At 72.4% G+C, this 20,640-nt stretch carries 12 protein-coding genes and 1 tRNA gene; 5 read left to right on the plus strand and 8 right to left on the minus strand.

All coding sequences use genetic code 11. The annotated features are described in order from the left end of the window. Nucleotides 1–251: 251 nt before the first annotated feature. The 5 genes from H300_RS27500 to H300_RS27515 form a co-directional block, all read right to left on the minus strand. A complete protein-coding gene (locus H300_RS27500; protein ID WP_486583924.1) occupies nt 252–5,468 on the minus strand; it encodes an RHS repeat domain-containing protein in 5,217 nt (1,738 codons plus the stop codon). 31 nt (nt 5,469–5,499) lie between these two features. Continuing rightward, nucleotides 5,500–7,581: a hypothetical protein gene (locus H300_RS32530; protein ID WP_028428485.1), complete on the minus strand. Its 2,082-nt coding sequence runs from the start codon at nt 7,579–7,581 to the stop codon at nt 5,500–5,502. Nucleotides 7,582–7,646: 65 nt separating this feature from the next. Beyond that, nucleotides 7,647–9,137: an FG-GAP repeat domain-containing protein gene (locus H300_RS27505; RefSeq protein WP_199779204.1), complete on the minus strand. Its 1,491-nt coding sequence runs from the start codon at nt 9,135–9,137 to the stop codon at nt 7,647–7,649. Between the two features lie 436 nt (nt 9,138–9,573). Beyond that, a complete protein-coding gene (locus tag H300_RS27510) occupies nt 9,574–10,662 on the minus strand; it encodes a choice-of-anchor A family protein (protein WP_078516100.1) in 1,089 nt (362 codons plus the stop codon). Nucleotides 10,663–10,833: 171 nt separating this feature from the next. Next, nucleotides 10,834–12,855: an MFS transporter gene (locus tag H300_RS27515; protein ID WP_051270152.1), complete on the minus strand. Its 2,022-nt coding sequence runs from the start codon at nt 12,853–12,855 to the stop codon at nt 10,834–10,836. A gap of 236 nt (nt 12,856–13,091) precedes the next feature. On the opposite strand from H300_RS27515, the gene H300_RS29385 reads away from it, so the two are divergent. Further along, nucleotides 13,092–13,979, plus strand: coding sequence for a peptidoglycan-binding domain-containing protein (locus tag H300_RS29385; protein WP_028428486.1), 888 nt, complete (start codon nt 13,092–13,094; stop codon nt 13,977–13,979). Between the two features lie 215 nt (nt 13,980–14,194). Beyond that, nucleotides 14,195–14,893 carry an HAD-IA family hydrolase gene (locus H300_RS0117615; RefSeq protein ID WP_051270153.1) on the plus strand — a complete coding sequence of 233 codons (699 nt, stop codon included), beginning with the start codon at nt 14,195–14,197 and terminating at the stop codon, nt 14,891–14,893. Between the two features lie 64 nt (nt 14,894–14,957). Here the strand turns inward: H300_RS0117615 and H300_RS0117620 are convergent, their stop codons facing one another. Beyond that, complete coding sequence (locus tag H300_RS0117620) at nt 14,958–15,542, minus strand: TMEM165/GDT1 family protein (protein ID WP_028428488.1); 585 nt, start codon at nt 15,540–15,542, stop codon at nt 14,958–14,960. A 516-nt stretch (nt 15,543–16,058) separates the two neighbouring features. Between H300_RS0117620 and H300_RS0117625 the strand changes: the two genes are divergently transcribed. Together H300_RS0117625 and H300_RS27530 are read left to right on the plus strand one after the other, a co-directional pair. Continuing rightward, a complete protein-coding gene (locus tag H300_RS0117625) occupies nt 16,059–16,751 on the plus strand; it encodes an HNH endonuclease family protein (protein ID WP_078516101.1) in 693 nt (230 codons plus the stop codon). Between the two features lie 172 nt (nt 16,752–16,923). Further along, nucleotides 16,924–18,969, plus strand: a complete 2,046-nt coding sequence (locus tag H300_RS27530; protein ID WP_078516102.1) for an FAD/NAD(P)-binding protein — start codon at nt 16,924–16,926, stop codon at nt 18,967–18,969. 12 nt (nt 18,970–18,981) lie between these two features. On the opposite strand, the gene H300_RS0117635 is transcribed toward H300_RS27530, so the two are convergent. Next, nucleotides 18,982–19,617 (minus strand): superoxide dismutase family protein, encoded by a 636-nt coding sequence (locus tag H300_RS0117635; protein WP_078516103.1) that lies wholly within the window; start codon nt 19,615–19,617, stop codon nt 18,982–18,984. A gap of 167 nt (nt 19,618–19,784) precedes the next feature. On the opposite strand from H300_RS0117635, the gene H300_RS0117640 reads away from it, so the two are divergent. Continuing rightward, nucleotides 19,785–20,429, plus strand: coding sequence for a VTT domain-containing protein (locus H300_RS0117640; protein WP_028428491.1), 645 nt, complete (start codon nt 19,785–19,787; stop codon nt 20,427–20,429). A 132-nt stretch (nt 20,430–20,561) separates the two neighbouring features. Here H300_RS0117640 and H300_RS0117645 read toward each other — a convergent pair. After that, a tRNA-Val gene (locus H300_RS0117645) sits at nt 20,562–20,633 on the minus strand. Between the last annotated feature and the right edge of the window lie 7 nt (nt 20,634–20,640).

A 20,640-nucleotide genomic window follows, 5' to 3' on the forward strand; every position in this document is an offset into this window, starting at 1 on the left:
GGATGGCGTACTCCTCGCGGATCGCGTGGATCCGGGACCGCCGCCAGCCGCTCCAGCAGGCCGGGCACGTCCCGGCCCAGAGCCGGAGGATGAGGGCTGAGCTGGTCAAACGCGGGCGATATCAGAGATGATGCGTCGGCAGGCACGGGCTTCCCAGGATCACAGAGCGCAGAGAACTCCATGATCACGGACGTCCGTGCCTGCTTCGTACCGGACCCCACCCAACCCGGTAAGACGTCAGCAACCGGACGTCATCCGACTACGCCGAAGCCCTGGGCCAGGCCGGTCGGGTCCGACAGTGTGACGGGGCTGTTGTTGGCGTAGGCGTAGCCGTTGATCTGCTGCGGGCTGGTGTAGTCGATGAGCGGGTCTACGGAGATGAACTTGCCCAGCCCGGGATCGTACTCGCGTGCCCCGATATGGACGAGACCGGTCTGTTCGTCGATCGTGCCGCCGACGAAGCCCTTCTCGCCGGGCCACTCACCCGTCGCCTCACCGCGTTCGAGTCCGTAGGGATCCGAGCGCCGCTGCGACACCGCTCCGGTGGCCGAATCGACGGCGAGTTCACCCGTGCCGTGGTGGTCGGACGCGAGCAGGGCGACCTTGTTGTCGTCCGTGCGGACGGCGACGGTCTTTCCCGCGAACGAGTAGTAGCGGGTGGCTTCGACCTTGCTGGAGCCCTTCGCCTGGCGTAGCTCCATCCCGGGCAGGTAGATGGTGGTCGCGCTCGCGTCGCGGCGCAGGACCCGGTTGCCGCCGGCGTCGTAGACGTAGGTCGCCTTGGTGCCGTCGGCCTCGGTCGACTCCTCCAGCTTGCCCTGGGAGTCCCACTTCAGCTGCTGCTCGTTGCCGCCGATGACCCGCTCGGTGGTGTTGCCGGTGGCGTCGTAGGCGTACGTGGACTGGCTGTTGACGTCGGCCGTCTCCTCGACGACCTTGGTCACCGCGTGCGGGCCGGCCGCTCCCTCACCGTAGGTGAAGGTGCGGGTGGCGTCCTTCGAGGCGTCGAGTCCGGTGTCGTGCACGACCTCCTTGGTCCGGTTGCCGATGGCGTCCGTGGTGTACGACTTCCAGTAGGGCGCCGGGCCGCCGAGCGCCTCGGTGCCCGGTGCCGCCTCGCAGGCGGTGGGACGCGAGCCGTCCAGCGTGCCGCCGACCGTGCCGTGCCCGGTGGCCTGCTCCACGGTGGCCTGCGGTGTCCACGCCTCTGCGAGCCGCTGGCCGGTGTCGTAGGCGAAGCACTGGGTGTCCGCCTCGCCGGTGGCCGCGGTGTCGGAGACCGACAGGACGTTGCCGGCCTGGTCGTAGGAGTAGTGGGACTCCTTCAACGTCTCGGTCTGTGAGGACAGGTCGACCACCGCACGGGCGAGGCGGTCGGTCCCCTTCTCGTACTCGAAGGTCTGCCACAGCCGCTGTCCGTCACCGGTGGAGAGGGACAGCTGCTGGAGCTGGCTGGTGTTGGAGTACCGGGCCGAGGCGTAATTCGCCTTGCCCCGAATGGAGGTGGGGCGCTGGAGGTCGTCGTAGCTGAAGACGACCGACTCGGTGCTCAGCCCGCCGGCAGCCGGCATTCCCATGCCTTGCTGGCTGCCGTCCCGGTTGTAGGTGTTGGTGAAGACGTAGACGCCGGCCAGTTCGTCCTCGGAGTCCGGAACCGAGTACGCCGTCTTGAGCGGCCGGTACATCTCGTCCATCGACTGAATGACGGTCGCGAAGTACTCGTCGCCGCCATTGACGTAGCGCAGCGAGGCCCATGCCTTGCCGAGCCAGCCGGCCCGGTCGTAGCGGGTCTCCGTGAGCTGGGTGCCGGTTTCCGGCTCTCCCCCCCAGGTGCTCAGGGTGCGGCCGAGCTTGTCGTAGACGGTGGAGGTCTTCTCGCCGCGGGCGTCCGTCGTGGAGACCGGCCGGTCCAGCGCGTCGTACACGGTGGTGGACGTTCCGGCGTCCGGGTCGATGCTCTTGACCTTGCGCCCGAGCTGGTCGTACTCGTAGCGCCAGGCGTTGCCCTGGGCGTCGGTCACCTTGGAGAGCGAACCGGCGGGCGTGTACGCGTACGTGGTGGCGTCGTAGCCGTTGCCGGGGCCGGCGGAGCCGTCCGGGTCGGGTGCGGCGCCGTGCCAGTGGCGCAGCTCGGTGGTCTGGCCGTCGGCGTCGGTCAGGGTGGTGGTCGGCACGCCCCCCTGGGGCGGGTCGACGTGGGTGCGGTCGCCGTCGTACTCGGTGGTGGTGCGCCACTGCTCCTCGCCGGCGACGGCGAAGATCTCCGCAGTGGGGCGACCGAGGCCGTCGTACTCCGTCCTGGACTGTGCGCCCACCTCCCCGTCGCTCACGATCAGCAGCTCGTCCGAGGGAGCGCCGGTCGCGTTGTACGTGGAGTTGGTCTGCTTGATGTTGCCCGTGCCGTCGTAGAACGAGTCGGCGACCATGCGGCTGCCGTCCGGCCCCTCGGTCTGCTTCTGCCGGGGTCTCAGCATGCCGTCGAAGAACTGGTACTCCACGCCGTAGGAACCGCTGATCTCGACCTTCTCGGTCTTGATCACGACCGGTTCGTCCCGGCGGATGTCGTAGGAGTACTTGAAGCTCGGAGTCTGACCCTTCCTCCGTTCCGGCATCCAGACCGAGGCCAGCCGTCCCAGGGGGTCGTAGGCGAGGTCGGTGCGCACGCCGTTGGGGTCGGTCTGGCCGGTCGACTGGCCCCAGGCGGGTGCGTAGTCGGTGGTGGTGACGTGCCCGAGTGCGTTGGTGACCTCGGTCTGCGAGATCAGGCCGTTGACGTCGGTGTAGTCGGTGGTGGTCTCTGCGCCGTCGGCGTCGGTCTGCGAGGTCGCGCGGCCGAAGGTGTCGTAGGCCGTGGTGCCGGTGAGCTGGTAGGTGCCCTCGCTGCCGTCGTGTTCGGTCAGCCGCTCGGTCGTGGTGGCCTCGCCCCTGGTGGGCGTGTCACCGAAGTCGCCGCCGTCGTAGCCGGTGCGCTCGTCGGCGAGGACCTGGGTGCTGCGGTCCGGCGTGGCCGAGCACCTGACGGAGACCTTCTCACTGCGGGAGGGCAGTTCGTAGAGGTGCTTGGCGGGGTTGTCGGCGTACCACAGGCGGGTGCAGGTGTCGTCGGCCGCGGTGGAGGTGTCGCCGAGGTCGTCGGTCCTGAGCACCCGTCCGTTGTTGCCGGCACCGGTGTCGTAGGTCGACACGGATTCGGTGGTGCGCCAGCCGCCGTCGGACAGCCGCCGGTAGCCGCGGGTCGACTCGGTCCGGACGAGCGTGGCCTTCGTGGTCTTCCACGGCTTCGTCTGGGTGGCGGTGTCGTGCTTCCACGGCTCGTTGATCACCTTGGCGATGACCTCGGAGCCGTCGTAGGTCCGCGACTCCAGCTCGAACCCGGTGTAGTCCTGGTGACCGGTGTAGGTCTTTCCGGTGGAGTCGGTCACCTTCTCAGTGCGGCTGCCGCCGCCGGGCTTCTTGTCGCCGTGCAGGCCCTGAAGGTAGGTGTGGTCGACGCGGTTCGGCATGGTCTCGCCGTTGCCGCTGGTGACCGTGACCTTGCCGTAGCCCTGCCACTGGTCCCAGGTGAGGTTCTCCTCGTCGGTGATGCCGTCGGGCTCGGCGTGCCGCCAGCCGGCGGGCCCCTGGTAGTCGTACCGGGTGACGAGGTCCTCGCCGCCGCCGGTGCGGTCGGTCTCGATGATCTCGGCGACGACGTACTTGTGGAACCAGTCGGTGACCGGGTCGATGCTGCCGGGCGGAGTCCACTTCACCGGGTAGCAGCGCTTGGTCTGCTCGCCCGGTTCGGGCAGCGCGTCGGCCTTGCACTGCGTCGGCGCGTAGTTGACGTCGAGCTGCGAGCCGGTCTCGGTGAGGACGGCAGCGAGGCGGAACCGGTGGAAGGGGGCGATGTTGTCGCCGTCCTTGTCGACCCGGTTGACCAGTTGCGTGCCCTGGAGTTCCAGCGAGGGCAGCTTGGCGCTTCCGCCGACCTTGCCCTCGTGGTCGATCTCCGACAGCCACAGGGTCTTGGAGTCGTCACCGTTGTCGGTGAAGAGGTGGGTGAACTTCCAGGCGTCGACGTCGGTCCAGCTGTCGGCGCCGGACCGCATCTGGGTGGTGATGCCCGTCAGCCGCTTGCGGGTCCAGAAGGTGGCGGCGGACTGGCCGGCCTCGCACTCGGTGCCGGCCTTGCAGTAGCGGTCGACCGGGGTGTCCGGCCAGTGCCGGGCGTTGGAGTCCTTGAAATCGGCCGGGTCGCAGTCGAAGTCGGACGTCGGCAGGCACCGCTCGGCGGTGTGGAAGACGACCCGGGCCGGGGCGGCCTCCTCGAACACCTCGCCGTCGCGCTGGCCGTACTCGACGCGCTTGAGGTACCCGCCGCGGGTGTACGCGGTGCCGTCGACGTCGGTCTTGCCGTTCAGCGCGTAGTGGTTGGTCTCCTTGCCGTACACGTACGACATCACGTTGCCGCGGCTGTCCTTGACGTAGTCCAGGTTCCAGCGCCACGCCTGCCGGCAGTGTGACTTGCTGAACGTGTCGTCGTAGCAGGGCTCGCCCTTGTCGTCGCCGAAGACGGGGACGGTCCACGTGGAGTCGGTCTCGGCCTTGCCGGACGTCCAGCCCGGGCGGCGGTTGAGGCCGAAGGAGTACTCGGTGCCGTCGGTGGTGGTCACCTTCCAGTGCTCACCGTCGTTGTCACCGTTGGTGGCGCCGGTGAGCTTCTCGATCTTGGCGCCGCTCTCGCCGGTGACGTGCCACTTTCCGGTGTCGTCGTCCTTCAGCAGTTCACCGGAGGCACCGTCCAGCATGAGCGTGGCGTTCTCGAACGCCCAGCACTGCTCCGCCGAGCTCTTGTGCCCGTCGTCGGCGCAGGGCTTGTAGCGGCGCTCGATGTAGCCGGGCTCGTAGGAGAAGCCCTCACCGACCCAGCTCCCCTGGTTGTTCGTCGCGGCCGTGCGGCCGTCGACGGCCTGCGAGGAGTAGCTGAGCCCCAGGGTGGGAGTCAGTCCGCCGGGGGTCGGGACTGTGCGGAACGGGTAGCTCCACGAGAAGCCTCCGGAAGCACCGGCCATCGACCAGCTCGACGAGGGGGAGAGCGGGGTGGCCTTGTAGTCGCCCTGCTCGGAGGAGTCCCCCGCGGTGACGGCGAGCAGCGGGGTCGCCTGGCCCGCCTGAGTGGAGACGCCGGACTTCGCGGGCAGCGCCTCGACGTCCGCGGTCAGCGTGCCGCTGGCGCGGTCGTTGACCGAGCGGAGCGGCTTGGGGAGTTCCCGGCACTTCTTGCTGCCGGGGTCGGCGTGGGTGGCGCATGCCGGGAGTTCGACGAGTTGCAGACGTCCGGCGTAGTCGCCGCCGAACGCCTCGGCGAACTTCGTGTAGTCGACGGAGAGCTTGACCCGGCCGGGCTGCTCGGAGCCGTCCGTGCGCTGCACCTTCAGCAGTGCGGCGCTGCCCAGTTGCTTCGCGCGGCCGTGGTCGAGCGAGATCACGTCGACCGTGGCCGGGGTCGCCGCCGCAGCCTCAGCCCGGGAGTTCGCCGGGGCCTTCTTCTTCGCCGCCGGTGCGTCGGCCTTGCTGACCTTGACGGGGACGCCGCCGACCTTCGTGGCCTTGCCGGCCGACTCGGGAACGGCGAGGGACTTGGTGTCCGCGTCGGGCCAGGACGTCTTGCCGAGCGTCTTGACGGCCGCCTTCGCGGCCGGGTCGGCCGGACGCGGGGCTGTCGTGGCCTTGCGCCCTTCGGCCGGTTCGCTCTGCCCCTGGACCTCGGGGCGCTCTCTCTCGGTCTTCAGGTCGATCGGTGCGGCCTGCACCGTGCCGGTGGTGACCACCATGCACAGGCCGAGCACGAGCGACCCGAGGAGTCGGCGTGGTATGCGCCGACTCAGCAGTCGTCCCTGAAAGGACTTCACATGCCTCGGCGCGGATGACCGGCGGCTTCTCCGTGTAGGGGCGGTCCTCGCGCCACACGCACGTGCCGCCCGGGTTGGACGACATCAGCCGGTGGTCGACCTGCTCGGGCGGGTTGTTGTAGCTGACCGAGAGATAGGTGTTGCCGCAGACGCGCTTCCACTCGCCGAAGCGGCTCTCGTCCTCGGCGCGCAGCCCGAGCGACAGCGACGACCAGCCGCCGTTCGCCGCGGACCGCACCTCGCTGGTGAGTTCGCCGCCCTCGAAGTGCAGGTTGGCCTGGCTGGAGCAGGACGTCGGGGAGATCTTCCGGTCCACCGTCATCAGGTAGTCGTCCCAGTCGTCCTTGGTGTTGCTCCAGTTGCTGGACGAGGTGACGGTGTAGTTCTTGCCTCCGATCCGGTAGAGCCGGACCGGCTCCGCCTTGGCGTCGGCCCAGTACACGTGGTTGAGGCGGGCGGAGAGCGTGGCGCCCAGGATCTGCTTGTTCTTGTAAAAGGACATCGGCATCGTGTAGAGCAGCCGCCGCTTGCCGACGCCGTTGCAGGAGACCGGGTTGTAGTCGGTCGGGCAGCGGCCCATCCCGGCGCTGCCGGAGTACTTCCAGTCCTTCGCGGTCGGCTTGCCGGACATCACGGAGGTCCACGCCGTGCGCGAGGTGGTCTTCTGGATCGGGTCGATGACGACCGGGAAAACGGTGTCCTCCGCGTCCAGCACCTGCTGGTCGGGGAGCAGCGTGACGGAGTCCGCATCCACCTCCATCTCCACCGGGAAGGTGCGGCCGCCGCCGCTCGGGCCCTCCAGGTCGGCCCGCTCGGCGGACCGCCTGTTCCCGGCGTCCCGCTCCTCGGCGACCGGTCCGTTCCGGTGGGCCGCCGGGCGCACCCCGGTGGGCTGGGCGGTGCTGCCGGAGTCGTCGGCCGGTGGGCCCTCGGTCATGGCGGCGGAGTCCCACATCACCGGCGGCGCGGCTTCGAAGACGGTGCCTCCGACCTCCGTGTCGGTGGCGCGCAGCGCTCCGTCCTCGGTCTCGCCCATGGTGAGGCCGTCGGTCCGGACGCCGATCTCGACGCGGTCCAGGGCCTCGTTCTGCGCGGCCTCCGGTGTCCTGACCACGAGCAGGTGGCCGAGCCCGTCCACCTCGGCGCGGGCCACGAGGTCCACTCCGGGCAGCACGTCCGGGTAGGTGGCCCTGTTGCCCTCGACGGTCGGTTCCGGAAGCGCACCGCCCGGCCAGCTGAGCGCGAACTCGCGGCCCGCCTTGCGCATCCGGGCGAACGGCCCGTCGCCACCGGCGGAGAACTCCAGCTCGACGGTGGCCGCCTTGGGCGAGTAGTTGCCGTTGGAGCGCTTCGCCAGGGTGTCGTCGACCTTCACCCAGGCGCCGTCGCGGACCGTGCGCACCGGCTCGGCGTACTCGACGGCGGTGAACGAGCCGTCCGGGTTGGCGAAGACCTCCCGCCGCTCCTGGCGGAGTGCGGTGACCTCCACCCGCTCGCCGTCCTGCTCGGCGGTCCGCTGCGCCCGGTCCTCGGCCCGGCGGACCGGGTCGGTCGCCGGATCCGCCTGGGCCAGCGGCTCGGTGGGCAGGTGCGGATCGGGCGCGGCGACCAGCGTCGCCAGCACTCCGAGCGCGACGGCCGCGACGGCCGCGGTGCGCGATGCCGCAGTGCGGCGCGGTCGTGCGGACACGGTGGTGCTTCCCCGTTCTGCCTGGCGTCGTCGCCTGTCCGTGAGAGGTCTGCGGATACCGCGCATCAGCGCACCACCGCCCCGAAGGCCGTCCGGTCGGCGGGCAGCCCGTCGGCTCCGGGCCGGTGCGCGGTGACCGGGTCGGTGCCGTCGGCCACGACGTTGCCCCACGGCAGCCGGTGGACGCCGTGGTCGGCCTGCGGGCCGTAGGGCACGGCCACGTACAGCTCCTGGGCGGTGGCGTGCAGGCTGGTGCCCAGGTACTCCTGGTTGCCGGGCTCGCCGGGCAGTCCGGTGATGCCCTTGCTCAGCCAGACGTCGCTCGCACCGGCCTCTCCCACCAGCGGGAAGACGTGCACGGCGCCCGCGTCGCGCACCCCGTCGCCGCCGTCCTTGCCGGGGATGCCGACGGCCAGCAGCATGGTGTCGGGACGGCCCACGGACGACGGCGCGGTGTTCACGGCGGCCAGGTGGCGGCCGAAGTAGTCGCCGTCCTCGCCGACTCCGTGCACTCCGGAGTACGCCTGGTGGATGTCGGCGGTCTGGAGGATCGTTCCGGCCGCCTTCACCTCGATGACCACGACCCGGCCCGCGTCCTCTCCCGTGGAGGTGTCCTCACCGGGTGAACCGATCGCCAGCAGTGAATGGGTGGGCGAGGAGGTGTTGTCGGTCCGGAAGGGCACCATCTCCAGGGCGGCGCCGAACTCGTCGCCCGCCTCGGCGAGGCCGTTGACGCCGGGAGTGTCCTGGTCGATGCCGGCGAGCGGCGTGGGGACGTCGTCGGAGTTGACGGTGTGGCTCATCACCTCGACGGCGCCGGAGAAGGTCTCGGTGCCGATGGCCTCTCCCGGTACGCCGAGGGCGAGATGCCTGGGCGACGCGGCGACGGCGTAGCCGAGGCGGTCGTCCTGCTCCACCACTCCGGACACCCCGGGCTTGTCCTGGTGGACGGCGATGTTGTGCGAGCCGCGGACGTAGTGGGAGGAACCGGCATCGTGGATGGAGCCGAGGTCCTCACCCGGGACGCCGATCAGAAGGAACGGTTCACCGGACGCGGTGTGTCCGGCCGCGAGCGAGAAGCCCATCCAGTCCCCGGCCTCGGCGGCGGAGCCCGCCATGCTTCCGGTACCGGCGCCCTGACGGTACTGCTTGGCGGCCGGCCCCTGGCCCAGCCCGTCGGGCGAACCGTGGATCACCTGGACGAGCCCCGCTTCGGGAACGTCGCCGAGTGCCTCGTACGGAATACCGACGACCAGGTCGCTGCATCCGTCCTGGTTGGCGTCGTGGACGGCGAGCGCGTGCCCGTAGCGGTCGCCCGCCTCCGGGGCGCCGGGTATGACGTCGAGGGCCTGCGATATCTCCGCGGTGCCCTTGCCGTCCCCGTACACGATGTCCACCAGCCCGGCCCGCTCCTGCCCGTCGACCGTCGCCTCGGGGTCGGCGACCGCGACGTCGGTGACACCGTCGCCGTCGAAGTCGGACTCCGTTCCTGCCTGGCAGCCCGCGGCCGCCTGCGCGGCGGTCGCGCCCCCAGCGGTCCGAGCGGCAGGGCACACCACGCCACTGTCAGCCCGGCGGCGGCGATCATGGCCAACCGCCTCGTTCTTCGCTTCCGCACCGCAATGCCCTCCGTCGTGATGCCAAGATCACCGAGCATCCTCACGGAGCGCTAACACTGCTGACAACAGGTCATATCCGGTATAGGCCAGTACGGATCGTCACGGATTGATCACGATGCGCGGGCGGGTGGAACCGGAGTGGGAGACTCCGCACTTCGCCACCCGACCCGCGCCGAGGCACGGCGGTGAACTGCGGGAACACCGCGCGCCGCCGGCACGGAACGGCCCTCGTCACCCCGCCTCGCCCCGTATCCGCCCGCTGCGGGGCGTGTTGGGCGGCAACGGCCCGCACTGACGCCGTGCGGGCGGTGACCGCGCCTTACCCGCGGCTCCGGCGCACGGCGGCACCGCGCCCGCGCCGGGCCCTCCGAGGTCACCCCCCGGAGGGGCGTCGGCCTCGCGAGCGGAAGAAGGCAGCCGTGTACAGTCCGGCGCCCGCGAGCAGCGCGCCGGTGGCGCCGGAGAGCAGGGCGCGGAGTTGGCCGGGGCCGGTCTCGGCGAGGTCGCCGCTCCCGGTCGCTCCGTTCGGCTCGTGCTGCGGCGCGCGCGTGGTGTCCGTGACGGTGAGGCAGCCGGTGAACGCCTCGTGCCGCGTCTCGACTTCGCTCCCGGAAAGGGTGCGGGCGATCACCGTGCCGTCCACCGAGCCGCCGATGCCGAGGCGGACCTCGGCGGCGGGCGCGAGGACCGTGCCCGGCCAGGTGGTGCCCTGCTGCTTCACGACCAGTTCGGCCTCGGGGAAGTTCCACAGCAGCCGGCCGGCCAGCCCTTCGGGGCCGCTGATGCGCGAGGTGCCGGCGGACGACATGTCGTACGCGTCCCCGCTGACGTTGACCAGCGCGGTGGCGCCCTCGGGGATGTCGAGGACGATCCGCTCCGCTGCGGCCAGCCGCTCCGCGCTCACCGGGAAGACGTTCAGGTCGGCGTAGGTTCCGGCGAAGATGGTGACCACCGTTCCGTCCTCGGTGGTGGAGGTGGTCTCGCCGTGGGCGGGGAGGTCCGCGAGTTCGGCGGCGAGGGCGCGCAACTGCGCGAACTGCGCCGCGAAGTCGATCGGTACCGCACCCTCGGTGGTGTCTCCCGAGCGCAGTACCGGGGTACGGCCGCGCAGTTCGCCGTAGACGGCCGTGCCGCGCTCCAGGACGGTGAACGCGTCGCTCCCGGCGGCGCCGTTGTGCAGGACGCCCCCGACGACGAGGGTGTCACCTCCCGGGACGGGAGCGTTCTTCGGGACGCGGCCGCCCACGCTGAAGCCGTCGGTGAAGTCCGCGTCGCCGCCGACGGCGACGGCTCCTCCGCTGCCGGAGCCGCGTACCGCGTCGTGCTCGACGAACTCGCTGTAGGAGCGCGCGGTACCGAGGCGGTCCGCGCAGGCGGGGGCGGCAGCGCCGGCCTGGGGGGCCAGCACCAGCGCCAGCATGCCGCCGGACAACAACGCAGCGGCGCGTGGGGGGAGGCGCATATCACGAATGATCGCCAGCTGACGACCCCCGGTCAAGCCCGTATTGCCGGATCTGCCGGGACCGCTCCCGAACCGTTGCGGAGTGCCGCCCCGAACCGTTGCCCGGCAGGCCGTTGCCCGCCGGAGAACGCCCGCCCTGCCGCTGCCCGTTCGACGGCGCCGGGCCGCCGCTCAGACGTGGTCCGGGTCCTGCCGGGGCGACTCACCGTCGCCACCGCCGAGTTCGGCGGAGAGTTCGTGGACGAGTGCGATCAGGTCGCGTGGACGGTCCGGGCCCCACCAGTCGCCGAGCAGTTCGGCGAGCGCGTTCTCCCGTGCCACGGCCAGCCGGGAGGCGGCGTCGTGGCCGGTGGCGGTGAGCATCATCGGCAGACCCTCGCGGTAGGCCAGACCGCGTTCCTCGACCTGCCGCGCCCCGGCGGCGACGATCGCGCGGTCGATGCCCACCCGGTCTGCCAGCAGGGCCGGTTCGACGGACCCGTGCCGGTGCATGCGCAGGAGCAGCCAGCCGGCGGCCGGGCGCAGGTCCAGTCCCGCCGCCCGGGTCAGCCGGGCGTACAGGTCGCGCTGCCCCTCTCTGCTGCTGAGCACGGTCAGGGCGCGGAGCAGTTCGTCCCGGGAGGAGCGGTGCACGGGGTTGGCGGCCAGCGTCTCGCTGCTGTCGGGGGCCTGCACACTCGCCCGCAGCGGGGTCTCCTTCAGGAACCAGGCGAGGACGAAGGCGAGGAACGCCGCGGGGGCGGCCCACAGGAAGACGTCGGTGATCGAGTCGGAGTAGGCGGCCAGGGCGTCGGTACGGGTGTCCGGTCCGAGTTCGGACACCGCGCGCGGGTCCTCCGCGAGCGAGTCCGCGGTGACTCCGGGAGGCAGGGCGCGGCCCTCCAGCGCGTCGTCGAGGCGCGGCGCGAGCCGGTTGGCGAAGATCGTCCCGAAGACGGACACCCCGACCGAGGCTCCGATGGAGCGGAAGAACGTGGCTCCGGAGGTGGCCACGCCCAGGTCCCGGTAGCCGACGGCGTTCTGGACGACGAGCACCAGGACCTGCATCACGAGGCCGAGGCCGAAGACGAAGACGAGGAAGGCCAGGCTCATGCGCAGGTCGCTGCTGCGCTGGTCGAGGTCGTGCAGCAGCAGGAGTCCGGTCACGATCACCGCGGTGCCCACCACCGGGAAGACCTTCCACCGGCCGGTGCGGCTGATCAACTGCCCGGAGAGCGTCGAGGTGGTGAGGATGCCGAGCACCATCGGCAGCATGTGGACGCCGGAGAGCGTGGGCGAGATGCCGTGCACCACCTGGAGGAAGGTGGGCAGGTACGTCATCGAGCCGAACATGGCGAAGCCGATGACGAAGCCGATCACCGAGCAGATGGCGAAGGTCCGGTTGCGGAAGAGGCGCAGCGGCAGGACGGGTTCGGCCGCGGTGCGCTCCACTGCGACGAAGCCTGCGAGGGCCGCCGCGCCCAGCAGGCCGACCCCGATGAGCTGCCCGGAGTCCCAGTCCCAGGTGGTGCCGCCGAGGGAGGTCACCAGGACGACGCTGATCGCCGCCGAGGCGATCAGCGCGGTGCCGAGGTAGTCGATCCGGTGCTTCTCGCGGTGGCGCGGGATGTGCAGCACGGCGGCGACGACGGCCAGCGCGGCGGCGCCGAGCGGCAGGTTGATGTAGAAGACCCACCGCCAGCTCAGTTGGTCGGTGAAGACCCCGCCGAGGAGCGGCCCGAGCACGCTCGTGGTGCCGAAGACCGCGCCGAAGAGGCCCTGGTAGCGGCCGCGTTCGCGGGGCGGCACGAGGTCGCCGACGATCGCCATGGACAGCACCATCAGTCCGCCGCCGCCGAGTCCCTGCACCGCCCGGAAGGCGATCAGCTCCCCCATGTTCTGGGACAGCCCGCAGAGCGCGGAGCCGATCAGGAAGATGACGATGGCGCTCTGGAAGAGCTTCTTCCGGCCGTACTGGTCGCCGAGTTTGCCCCAGAGCGGGGTGGCGGCGGTCGCGGCGAGCAGGTACGCGGTGACGACCCAGGACAGGTGGTCGAGCCCGCCGAGGTCGCTGACGATGGTGGGCAGGGCGGTGGAGACGATCGTCTGGTCGAGCGCGGCGAGCAGCATGCCCATCAGGAGGGCGCCCATCGCCAGGTACAGGTGACGCCGGGGCTGACCGGTCCCCGGCTCGGCCGTCGGCGCGTGCGTCATCTCCCCATGGTGCGCCCCGGGAAGGGCCGCGTCCTGTCGGATTCGGCCATCGGCGCCCCGCCGCGCGGGGCGGGCGCGGGCACGGGCGCGGGCGCGGGCGCGGGATGGTGGGGCGACCGGTGCGGCGGCGAGGCGGTGGGCGGGCGGGAACCGTCCGAGGGGGCGCGACCCGTCCGAGGGGGCGCGACCCGTCCGTTACGCTGTGGCACGCTCTTTCGAGGAGGGGACCCAGGAGAGTGAACGGAGCAGAGAGCAACCGCGGCTGCCCGGATTGCGGCGGCCCGGAGGGCTGCCGGTGCACGGCGGTCCAGGCCGTCGTGCAGCCCTCGGAGTCCCCGGGTCCGGGCCCGGATCCGGCGGACCTCGCGCTGTTCGCTCCGGAGCCGGACCGGCGTACGAACGAACGTGTGGCCCTCGGCGGGAGCGGGCACCGCAGGCCGGTGGACCGGTGGGCGGCGGTGGGCGGTGCGCTGCTGGCGGTGACGGGCTGCGCGGTACTCACCGGGGCCCTGATGTCCGGGGGCGGCACGGAGTCGGCACTGCCCGACGGCGGCCTCACCCCTCCGGCTCCGAGCCTCACCGCTTCCGAGGAAAGAGTTCCGAGCCCGTCCGGGTCGGCCTCGTCCGGCGGCGCCGCGCCGGAGGCGGACGCCTCCTCGGCCGAACCATCGGCCGGCAGCAGCAGTGCCTCCGCCGCGGCGGAGGACGCACCGACCGAGAACGCGTCCCCGACGTCCGCCGCGCCCGACGGGGACGGGGGCGCGGCGAACGAGCCGGAGGCGCCGCCCGCCCGGGACGGCGAGCCGGAGGCGGGCCGCGGGGACGGGGACGACGGCGAGCGCGGCGAGGACACCGGCGGGGACGGGGACGACAACGGCGGGCAGGGCGACGGGCAGGGTCAGCGGACCCTCCGGGAGGGTGACAGCGGTCCGCCGGTGCTGGAGTTGCAGTACCGGCTGTGGCAGGCGCGTTCGTACCAGGGCGCGTTCCACGGGGAGTACGACCGTAACGTGGTGTCCGCGGTGAGCCGCTTCCAGAGCGTCCACGGCGTGCAGGGCGACCCGCCCGGCCAGTACGGGCCGAACACCCGCAGGGTGCTGGAGGAGCGGACCGGACGGCGCTGAGCCCCGCGGTGCGGACGGTCCGGGCAGCGAGGCGGTGCGGTGGGGCCGGGCGTCCGGTTCGGTGCGGTTCGCACCCCGAGCAGTATGGCGCCGGGGACCCTTCTTTTTGTAATGTGGAAAAACAAATTGGTTCCGCATGCCGTGCCGCGTCCGACGGCGGGGTCCCCACGGTGGGTGGAACCGCTTCTGTCCTTTCCACCTTGGAGCCGCCAGCCATGGCAGAGACCACACCCCCCGCCCCGGCCAGCCGCCCGTCCCCGGCGCCCGTCACCCTGACCGCTCGGGCGCTGCTGCTGGACATGGACGGCACCCTGCTCAACTCCGACGCCTCGGTCGAGCGGGTCTGGCGCGAGTGGTCCGCCGAGCACGGACTGGACGCCGACGAGGTGCTCAAGGTCGTGCACGGCCGCCAGGGCTACGCCACGATGGCGATCGTCCTCCCCGACCGCCCGATGGAGGAGAACTACGCCGACAACCGGTGGATGCTGGCCAGGGAGACCGCCGACACCGAGGGCGTCGTCCCCGTTCCGGGCGCCGCCGCCTTCCTCGCCTCGCTGATCCAGCTGCCGCACGCCCTGGTCACCTCAGCGGACGTCGCTCTCAGCGACGCCCGGATGCGGGCAGCGGGACTGACGATGCCCGCCCGCCGGATCAGTGCGGAGTCGGTCAGTGCGAGCAAGCCGGACCCGGAGGGCTTCCTGAAGGGCGCCGCGGAGCTGGGCGTCGCCCCGGAGGACTGTGTCGTCTTCGAGGACTCCGAGGCGGGCATCGCCGCGGGCACGGCGGCCGGTATGCGGGTCGTGGGAGTCGGCCACCGCGCCGCGGCCTTCGCGCCGACGGTCCACGTGGAGAATCTGGAGGACCTGCGGGTCATCGCCCTCCCCGACGGCCGTATCGAGCTGCGCCTGCCCTGACGGCGGCCTCCGGTCCCGGCGGGCCGCCGGGGCCGGAGGCGGTTCAGCCGTTGAGCGCCTCGGCTCAGCCGTTGAGCGCCTCGACGAGGCTCCAGACACCGAGCACGCACATCACACCCGCGGCGATCCGGGTGATCAGACGCAGTGGCACCCGGCGCATCAGGGCGCGGCCGCCCAGGATGCCGAGACCGGCCACCGACCAGAGCGCCAGCACCGCACCGAGCCCGACGGAGAGCGGATCGTCGTACCGGGCGGCCAGGTTCGCCGTCATGATCTGGGTGAGGTCGCCGAACTCGGCCACCATGATCAGACCGAAGCCGCTGCCGGCCACCCGCCAGAACGACTGGTCGGCGGGCTCCTTCACCTCGTCGTCCTCGTCCTCCCCCTTCTGCCGGAGCAGGACGGCGGCACCACCGAGGAAGAGCAGGCCGGTGACAGCGGCCAGCAGCCGCTGGGGCAGCAGCCCGAGCACGCTCCCGGCGGCGACCGCCAGCAGCACGTGCACGGTGAAGGCGGCGGCGACTCCGACGAAGACGTAGGAGGCGCGGTAGCGGGTGCCGAGCACCAGGCCGGCCAGAGCGGTCTTGTCGGGCAGTTCTGCCAGGAAGACGACGCCGAACACCACGGCGACGACGGTCATGCTGAGCACGGGATTCCTCGTTCGTTCGGGCCGCGACGACCGGCCCACGGGAGTTTGCGGACACACCTCGGCACGACAGCGTCCAGGACACTGCGGCCGAAGGTCTCGCCGGCACCACCTGCGGTGGTGCTCCGGGCGCCGGGGCGGACGAGCCGCCCGGTATGTCGACGTTCCGGCGAGGAGCCACTCCCCTTCAGACCCGCCCACCCTACGGCATCGCCCCGTCCCCCTCCCCTGGCCGGGCCGCTGCCCTCCGGGCCAGGCGTACGGGCTGTGCTGCGCGCTCCACGGCGGACGGAGTGCGCCGTCGGCGGTCCGCCCCGGCCCCGGTGCCCCTGCCGGGACGCAGAAAGGGGCCCCGCCCTCTTGATGTGACGTGCGCATGTCGCCACGCTGTTACCTGCTGCCCGCGGAACGGCAACCCCGCGCGGACAGTATGCGTCGGGCAGCAGTCCCGCCGCAGACAACAGACAGTCCCCCGCAGCCCCTCGATCGGCTGCGACCCCCACACCCCAGGGAGTCCGTATGGGCAGGGCACGCATCGCACTCACTCGTCTCTACGCGCGTCACCCCTCCCCTGTCCGGGCCCGCCCGCGGCGGCCGGTCGCCGTCGGAGCCGCACTCGCCGGGCTGCTGGGCGGCTCCGTCCTGCTGACGGCGCCCGCCCAGGCCGCGCCGCCCGCACCCCCCTCCGCATCCCAGGCCCGCACCATGCTCGCCGGGCTGACCGTGAGCGCCGAGGCGTCCATGGACGGCTACGACCGGGACCTGTTCCCGCACTGGCTGAGCCAGGGCGGCAACTGCAACACCCGCGAGGTCGTCCTCCAGCGCGACGGCAGCAACGTCCAAACCGACAGCGCCTGCCGCGCGGTGAGCGGCACCTGGCACTCGGCGTACGACGGCGCGTCCTTCACCGACTCCTCGGACCTGGACATCGACCACATGGTGCCGCTCGCGGAGGCCTGGCGGTCCGGTGCGCGGGGCTGGTCGGACGCCAAGCGGCGGTCCTTCGCCAACAACCTGAGCGCGGCCCAGCTGATCGCCGTCTCCGCGAGTTCCAACCGCTCCAAGGGCGACCGGGACCCGGCCGACTGGATGCCGCGCGCCTCCTACCGCTGCACCTACGCCCGCTCCTGGGTATGGATCAAAAACAACTACGACATGACACTCGATTCCACCGAGAAGTCGGCACTGACCAACACTCTGGCCGGTTGCTGACCGAAAACCACCGCTCACGGCCCGTCCGGTGCGTGATCCGCCCCACAGCGTTGGCGGATCTTCCGGACGGGCCGTCGGATGTTCCGGACACACGGCATCATGGCCCCCGACCGCACCGCACAGCACCGCACCGCACAGCACCGCACCGCACCGCACCCAGGGGAGTCACCAGGTGGCCGCACTCCATGACCGTTCCGTAGCCGTCGTGGGAGCGGGCCCCCGCGGCACCAGTGTGCTGGAGCGACTGTGCGCCTCCGCGGGGGAGTTGGCCCCGCCAGGCGGACGGCTCGTCGTGCACCTCGTCGACCCCTCGCCCCCGGGGGCCGGGCGGGTGTGGCGCACCGGGCAGCCCCCAGAGCTCCTGATGAACACCGTCGCCTCGCAGGTGACGCTCTTCACCGACGACAGCGTCCCCTGCGAGGGACCGATACGGCCGGGCCCGAGCCTGTACGCGTGGTGCCGGCGCCGGCACCCGGGCCTCCTCGGTCCCGACGACTACCCGACCCGCGCGCTGTACGGCGCCTACCTGGAGTGGGTTTTCGAGGAGATCGTCCGAACCGCCCCGCCCGAGGTGACGGTCCGGGTGCACCGGGATCGCGCCGTGCGGCTGACGGAGGCCGCCGACGGCACCCAGACGCTGCGACTGGCCGAGCAGAGGCCGCTGTGCGGACTCACCGCGGTCGTCCTCGCCCAGGGCCATCTAGCGGTGGCCCCCGACGCGTCCCAACTCCGCCTCTCCGCGCACGCCGAGGAGCACGGGCTGACGTACCTGCCACCGGCGAACCCCGCGGACCTGACCGAGCACCTCGACGCGCTCGCCTCAGACCGCCCGGTGCTGCTGCGCGGTCTGGGCCTCACCTTCTTCGACCACGTGGCGCTGCTGACCACCTGCCGGGGCGGCCGCTTCACCGGGGACGCCGCCGGCCGGCTGCACTACGAGCCGTCCGGCCGGGAACCCGCGCTGCTGGCGGGGTCCCGGCGCGGTGTGCCATACCACGCACGCGGAGACAACCACAAGGGCGCGCACGGCCGCCACCTCCCGCTGCTGCTCACCCCGGACGTCATAGCGCAGTTCCGCAAACGTGCCGACTGCGGCGACCCGCCGGACTTCCTCGACGACGTCTGGCCCCTGGTGGCCAAGGAGGTGGAAACGGTCCACTACGAGGCGCTCCCCGCCCTGCGGAAGGCGTTCGCCCGGGACGCGTCCGCCGCGGGCGCCTTCCGCAACCGCTTCCTGGGGGCCGCGCACGGCAGCTCCGAGGAGGCGGCCGTACTGGACGACTTCGGCATCCCGGCGGAGCAGCGCTGGGACTGGCGCGCCCTCGGCCGTCCGACGGCGGACCGCACCTTCGCCTCCCCGGCGGACTACCGCGACTGGATCCTGGAGCGGCTGCACGAGGACGTCGCGGAGGCCCGGCTGGGCAACCTGCGCGGGCCGGTCAAGGCCGCCCTGGACGTACTGCGGGACCTGCGCAACGAGTTGCGGCAGATAGTCGACCACCGCGGCCTCGGCGGCACCTCCCGGCGGGACCACCTGGACCGCTGGTACACCCCGTTGAACGCCTTCCTCTCGATCGGCCCGCCCCGGCAGCGCATCGCCGAACTCGCCGCCCTCGTCGAGGCCGGCGTTCTGCGGCTGATCGGACCCGCCCTGGAGGTGCGTGCCGACCCGACCGGGGTCTTCACCGCCCGCTCCCCCGAGGTACCCGGCTCCGAGGCCGCGGCGACCGCCCTGATCGAGGCGCGGCTGCCCGAACCCGACCTGCTGCGCACCGCCGACCCGCTGTTGGCCGACCTGCACGCGACCGGCGGCTGCCGTCCTCACCTCGTGGACAGCTACCGCACCGGTGGCCTCGACGTCACCCCCGGCCCCGGACGGCTGATCGACGCCTCCGGCCGGGCGCACCCGCGCCGGTTCGCGCTCGGGGTGCCCACCGAGGGCGCGCGCTGGGTGACGGCCGCCGGAGCGCGTCCCGGCGTCGGCTCGGTCACGCTGCTGGACAGCGACACCGTCGCCCGTGCGGCCCTGCGCGCCGTCCGGGAGACCGCCGCCCCCGGCCGCCCGGCCCCGACCGGTGGCCACGGGGTCCCGTCCCCCGCAGGCGGCGCCTCTCCCGCCGTCCCCGGCTCCGAAGCGGCACCCGCATGCACGGCGGACGTGCCGGAGCAGGCCGCCACCGCACGAGCGGGCGGCGGCGAGCGCCCCGTCACGGCGTGACCGCCCGTACCGCTATGCGGGGGCGAAAGGCACGGTGAAACAGGCGAGGCGGCCTCCCGCCGTGCCCGCCTCCCCGTGGCCGGCGCGCGTCGGCCGCTCGTGGAGCACCACCGACCGGGCCTCCCCCACACGGAAGGACCACTGCTGCCACGCCGTGGCCTCCCCTGCACCCTCCGGCCCGGTGGTGAGGTCGAGCCACACCTCGTTGTACGGATTGGCGAAGGACGGGTCGGTGGAGGGCTGGAGCGGGTCCTCACGGTGCTGGTAGTGCGGCCCCGAGTCCGCGGGCGCGGCGCCGCACGGCCGGGTGTGCACGTGGGCGCCGTACGCGCGCTCCGGCTCGACACCGCGCACCGCGAGGCGCACTGCCGTCCGTCCGCCCCCGGTCCGCTGCTCGACCGTGACCCGGGCGCCCTCGGGGACCACCGACCGGTCGTAGGTGACCGCGCGCGGCACTCCGTGGCGGCCGGGAGCGGCGAACGTCCCGCTCGCCGGCAGGAGCGGCTCGGCGTCCACGCTCCGCCCGGACGCCGCCGCGACGGCCCGGCCGTCCTGGCCGGGGTGTCCCGGCGGTGCGGCCTGAGCCGCGCTCAGCGGAACTGTCATGAGCACCGCTGCCGTCGCGGCGGTGGTGAAGGCTGCTGCCATGCTGCTTCTCCCGCTTCCTCGTCCTCCCGGCGGCACGCCGGACGGGGGCCACTGTGACCCCCGCTCCCGGGTGAAGTCCGCGACACAACCCCGCAAAACCCGTGCGGGGGAGCCGGGCGTAGGCTGGACGGCGGAGCCGAGCCGCAGGGGCCGGGCGAGGAGTCAAGGTGCTGGAAACGCTGGGAACACTGATCTACGCACCGTGGATCTACGCCCTCATCGCGCTTTCCGTGATCCTCGACGTGTTCGTCCCCCTGCTCCCCAGCGGGGTCCTGGTGATAGCGGCCGCCACCGTCGCCGCGGGCACCACGGCCGCCGACATGTCGCAGCTGGCCGTCCGACCGGCCGGCAGCGCGCTCCCCGAGACCTTTCTGCTCGTGCTGTGCGCCGCCACCGCCTCGGTTCTCGGGGACCTCGCCGCCTACCACGTGGCCCGACGCGGCGCGCGGTGCACCGCGCGGCTGGAGCGCTCCCGACGGGTCGCCGAGAGCCACCGCCGACTGGGCAGGACGCTCGCCCGGGGCGGACCGCTGATGGTGCTGGCCCGGTTCGCGCCCGCCGGCCGCTCCGTGATGAGCCTGGCCGCCGGGGCGGCGCACCGCCGCCCGGCCGACTTCGTGGCCTGGTCAGCGGTGGCGGGGTTGGCCTGGGCCGGCTACGGCGTCACGGTCGGCTACTTCGGTGGCCAGCTCTTCGGCGTGAGCTGGGGCAGCGCGGCGCTGTCGGTGGTCGCGCTGGCAGCGGCCGGCACGCTCGCCGGCTTCGTGCTCCGCCGCCGCCCCGCCGAACCCGTCGAGCCGGCCGAACACTGACTGACCGCATCGGTGGGCACGCTCGGGCCGGGCGGTCCGGAACGGGCGTCTTCCGCAGGCGGAAGCCGCGGCGCCGGAAACACGCCGAGGGCCGCCGCAATGCTGCGGCCCTCGGAGCAGGCTGCTGTGGGGTGGGCGCAACAGGGATCGAACCTGTGACATCTTGCTTGTAAGGCAAGCGCTCTACCGCTGAGCTATGCGCCCGGGACAC

This window comes from Streptomyces sp. TAA040 (assembly GCF_000424845.1).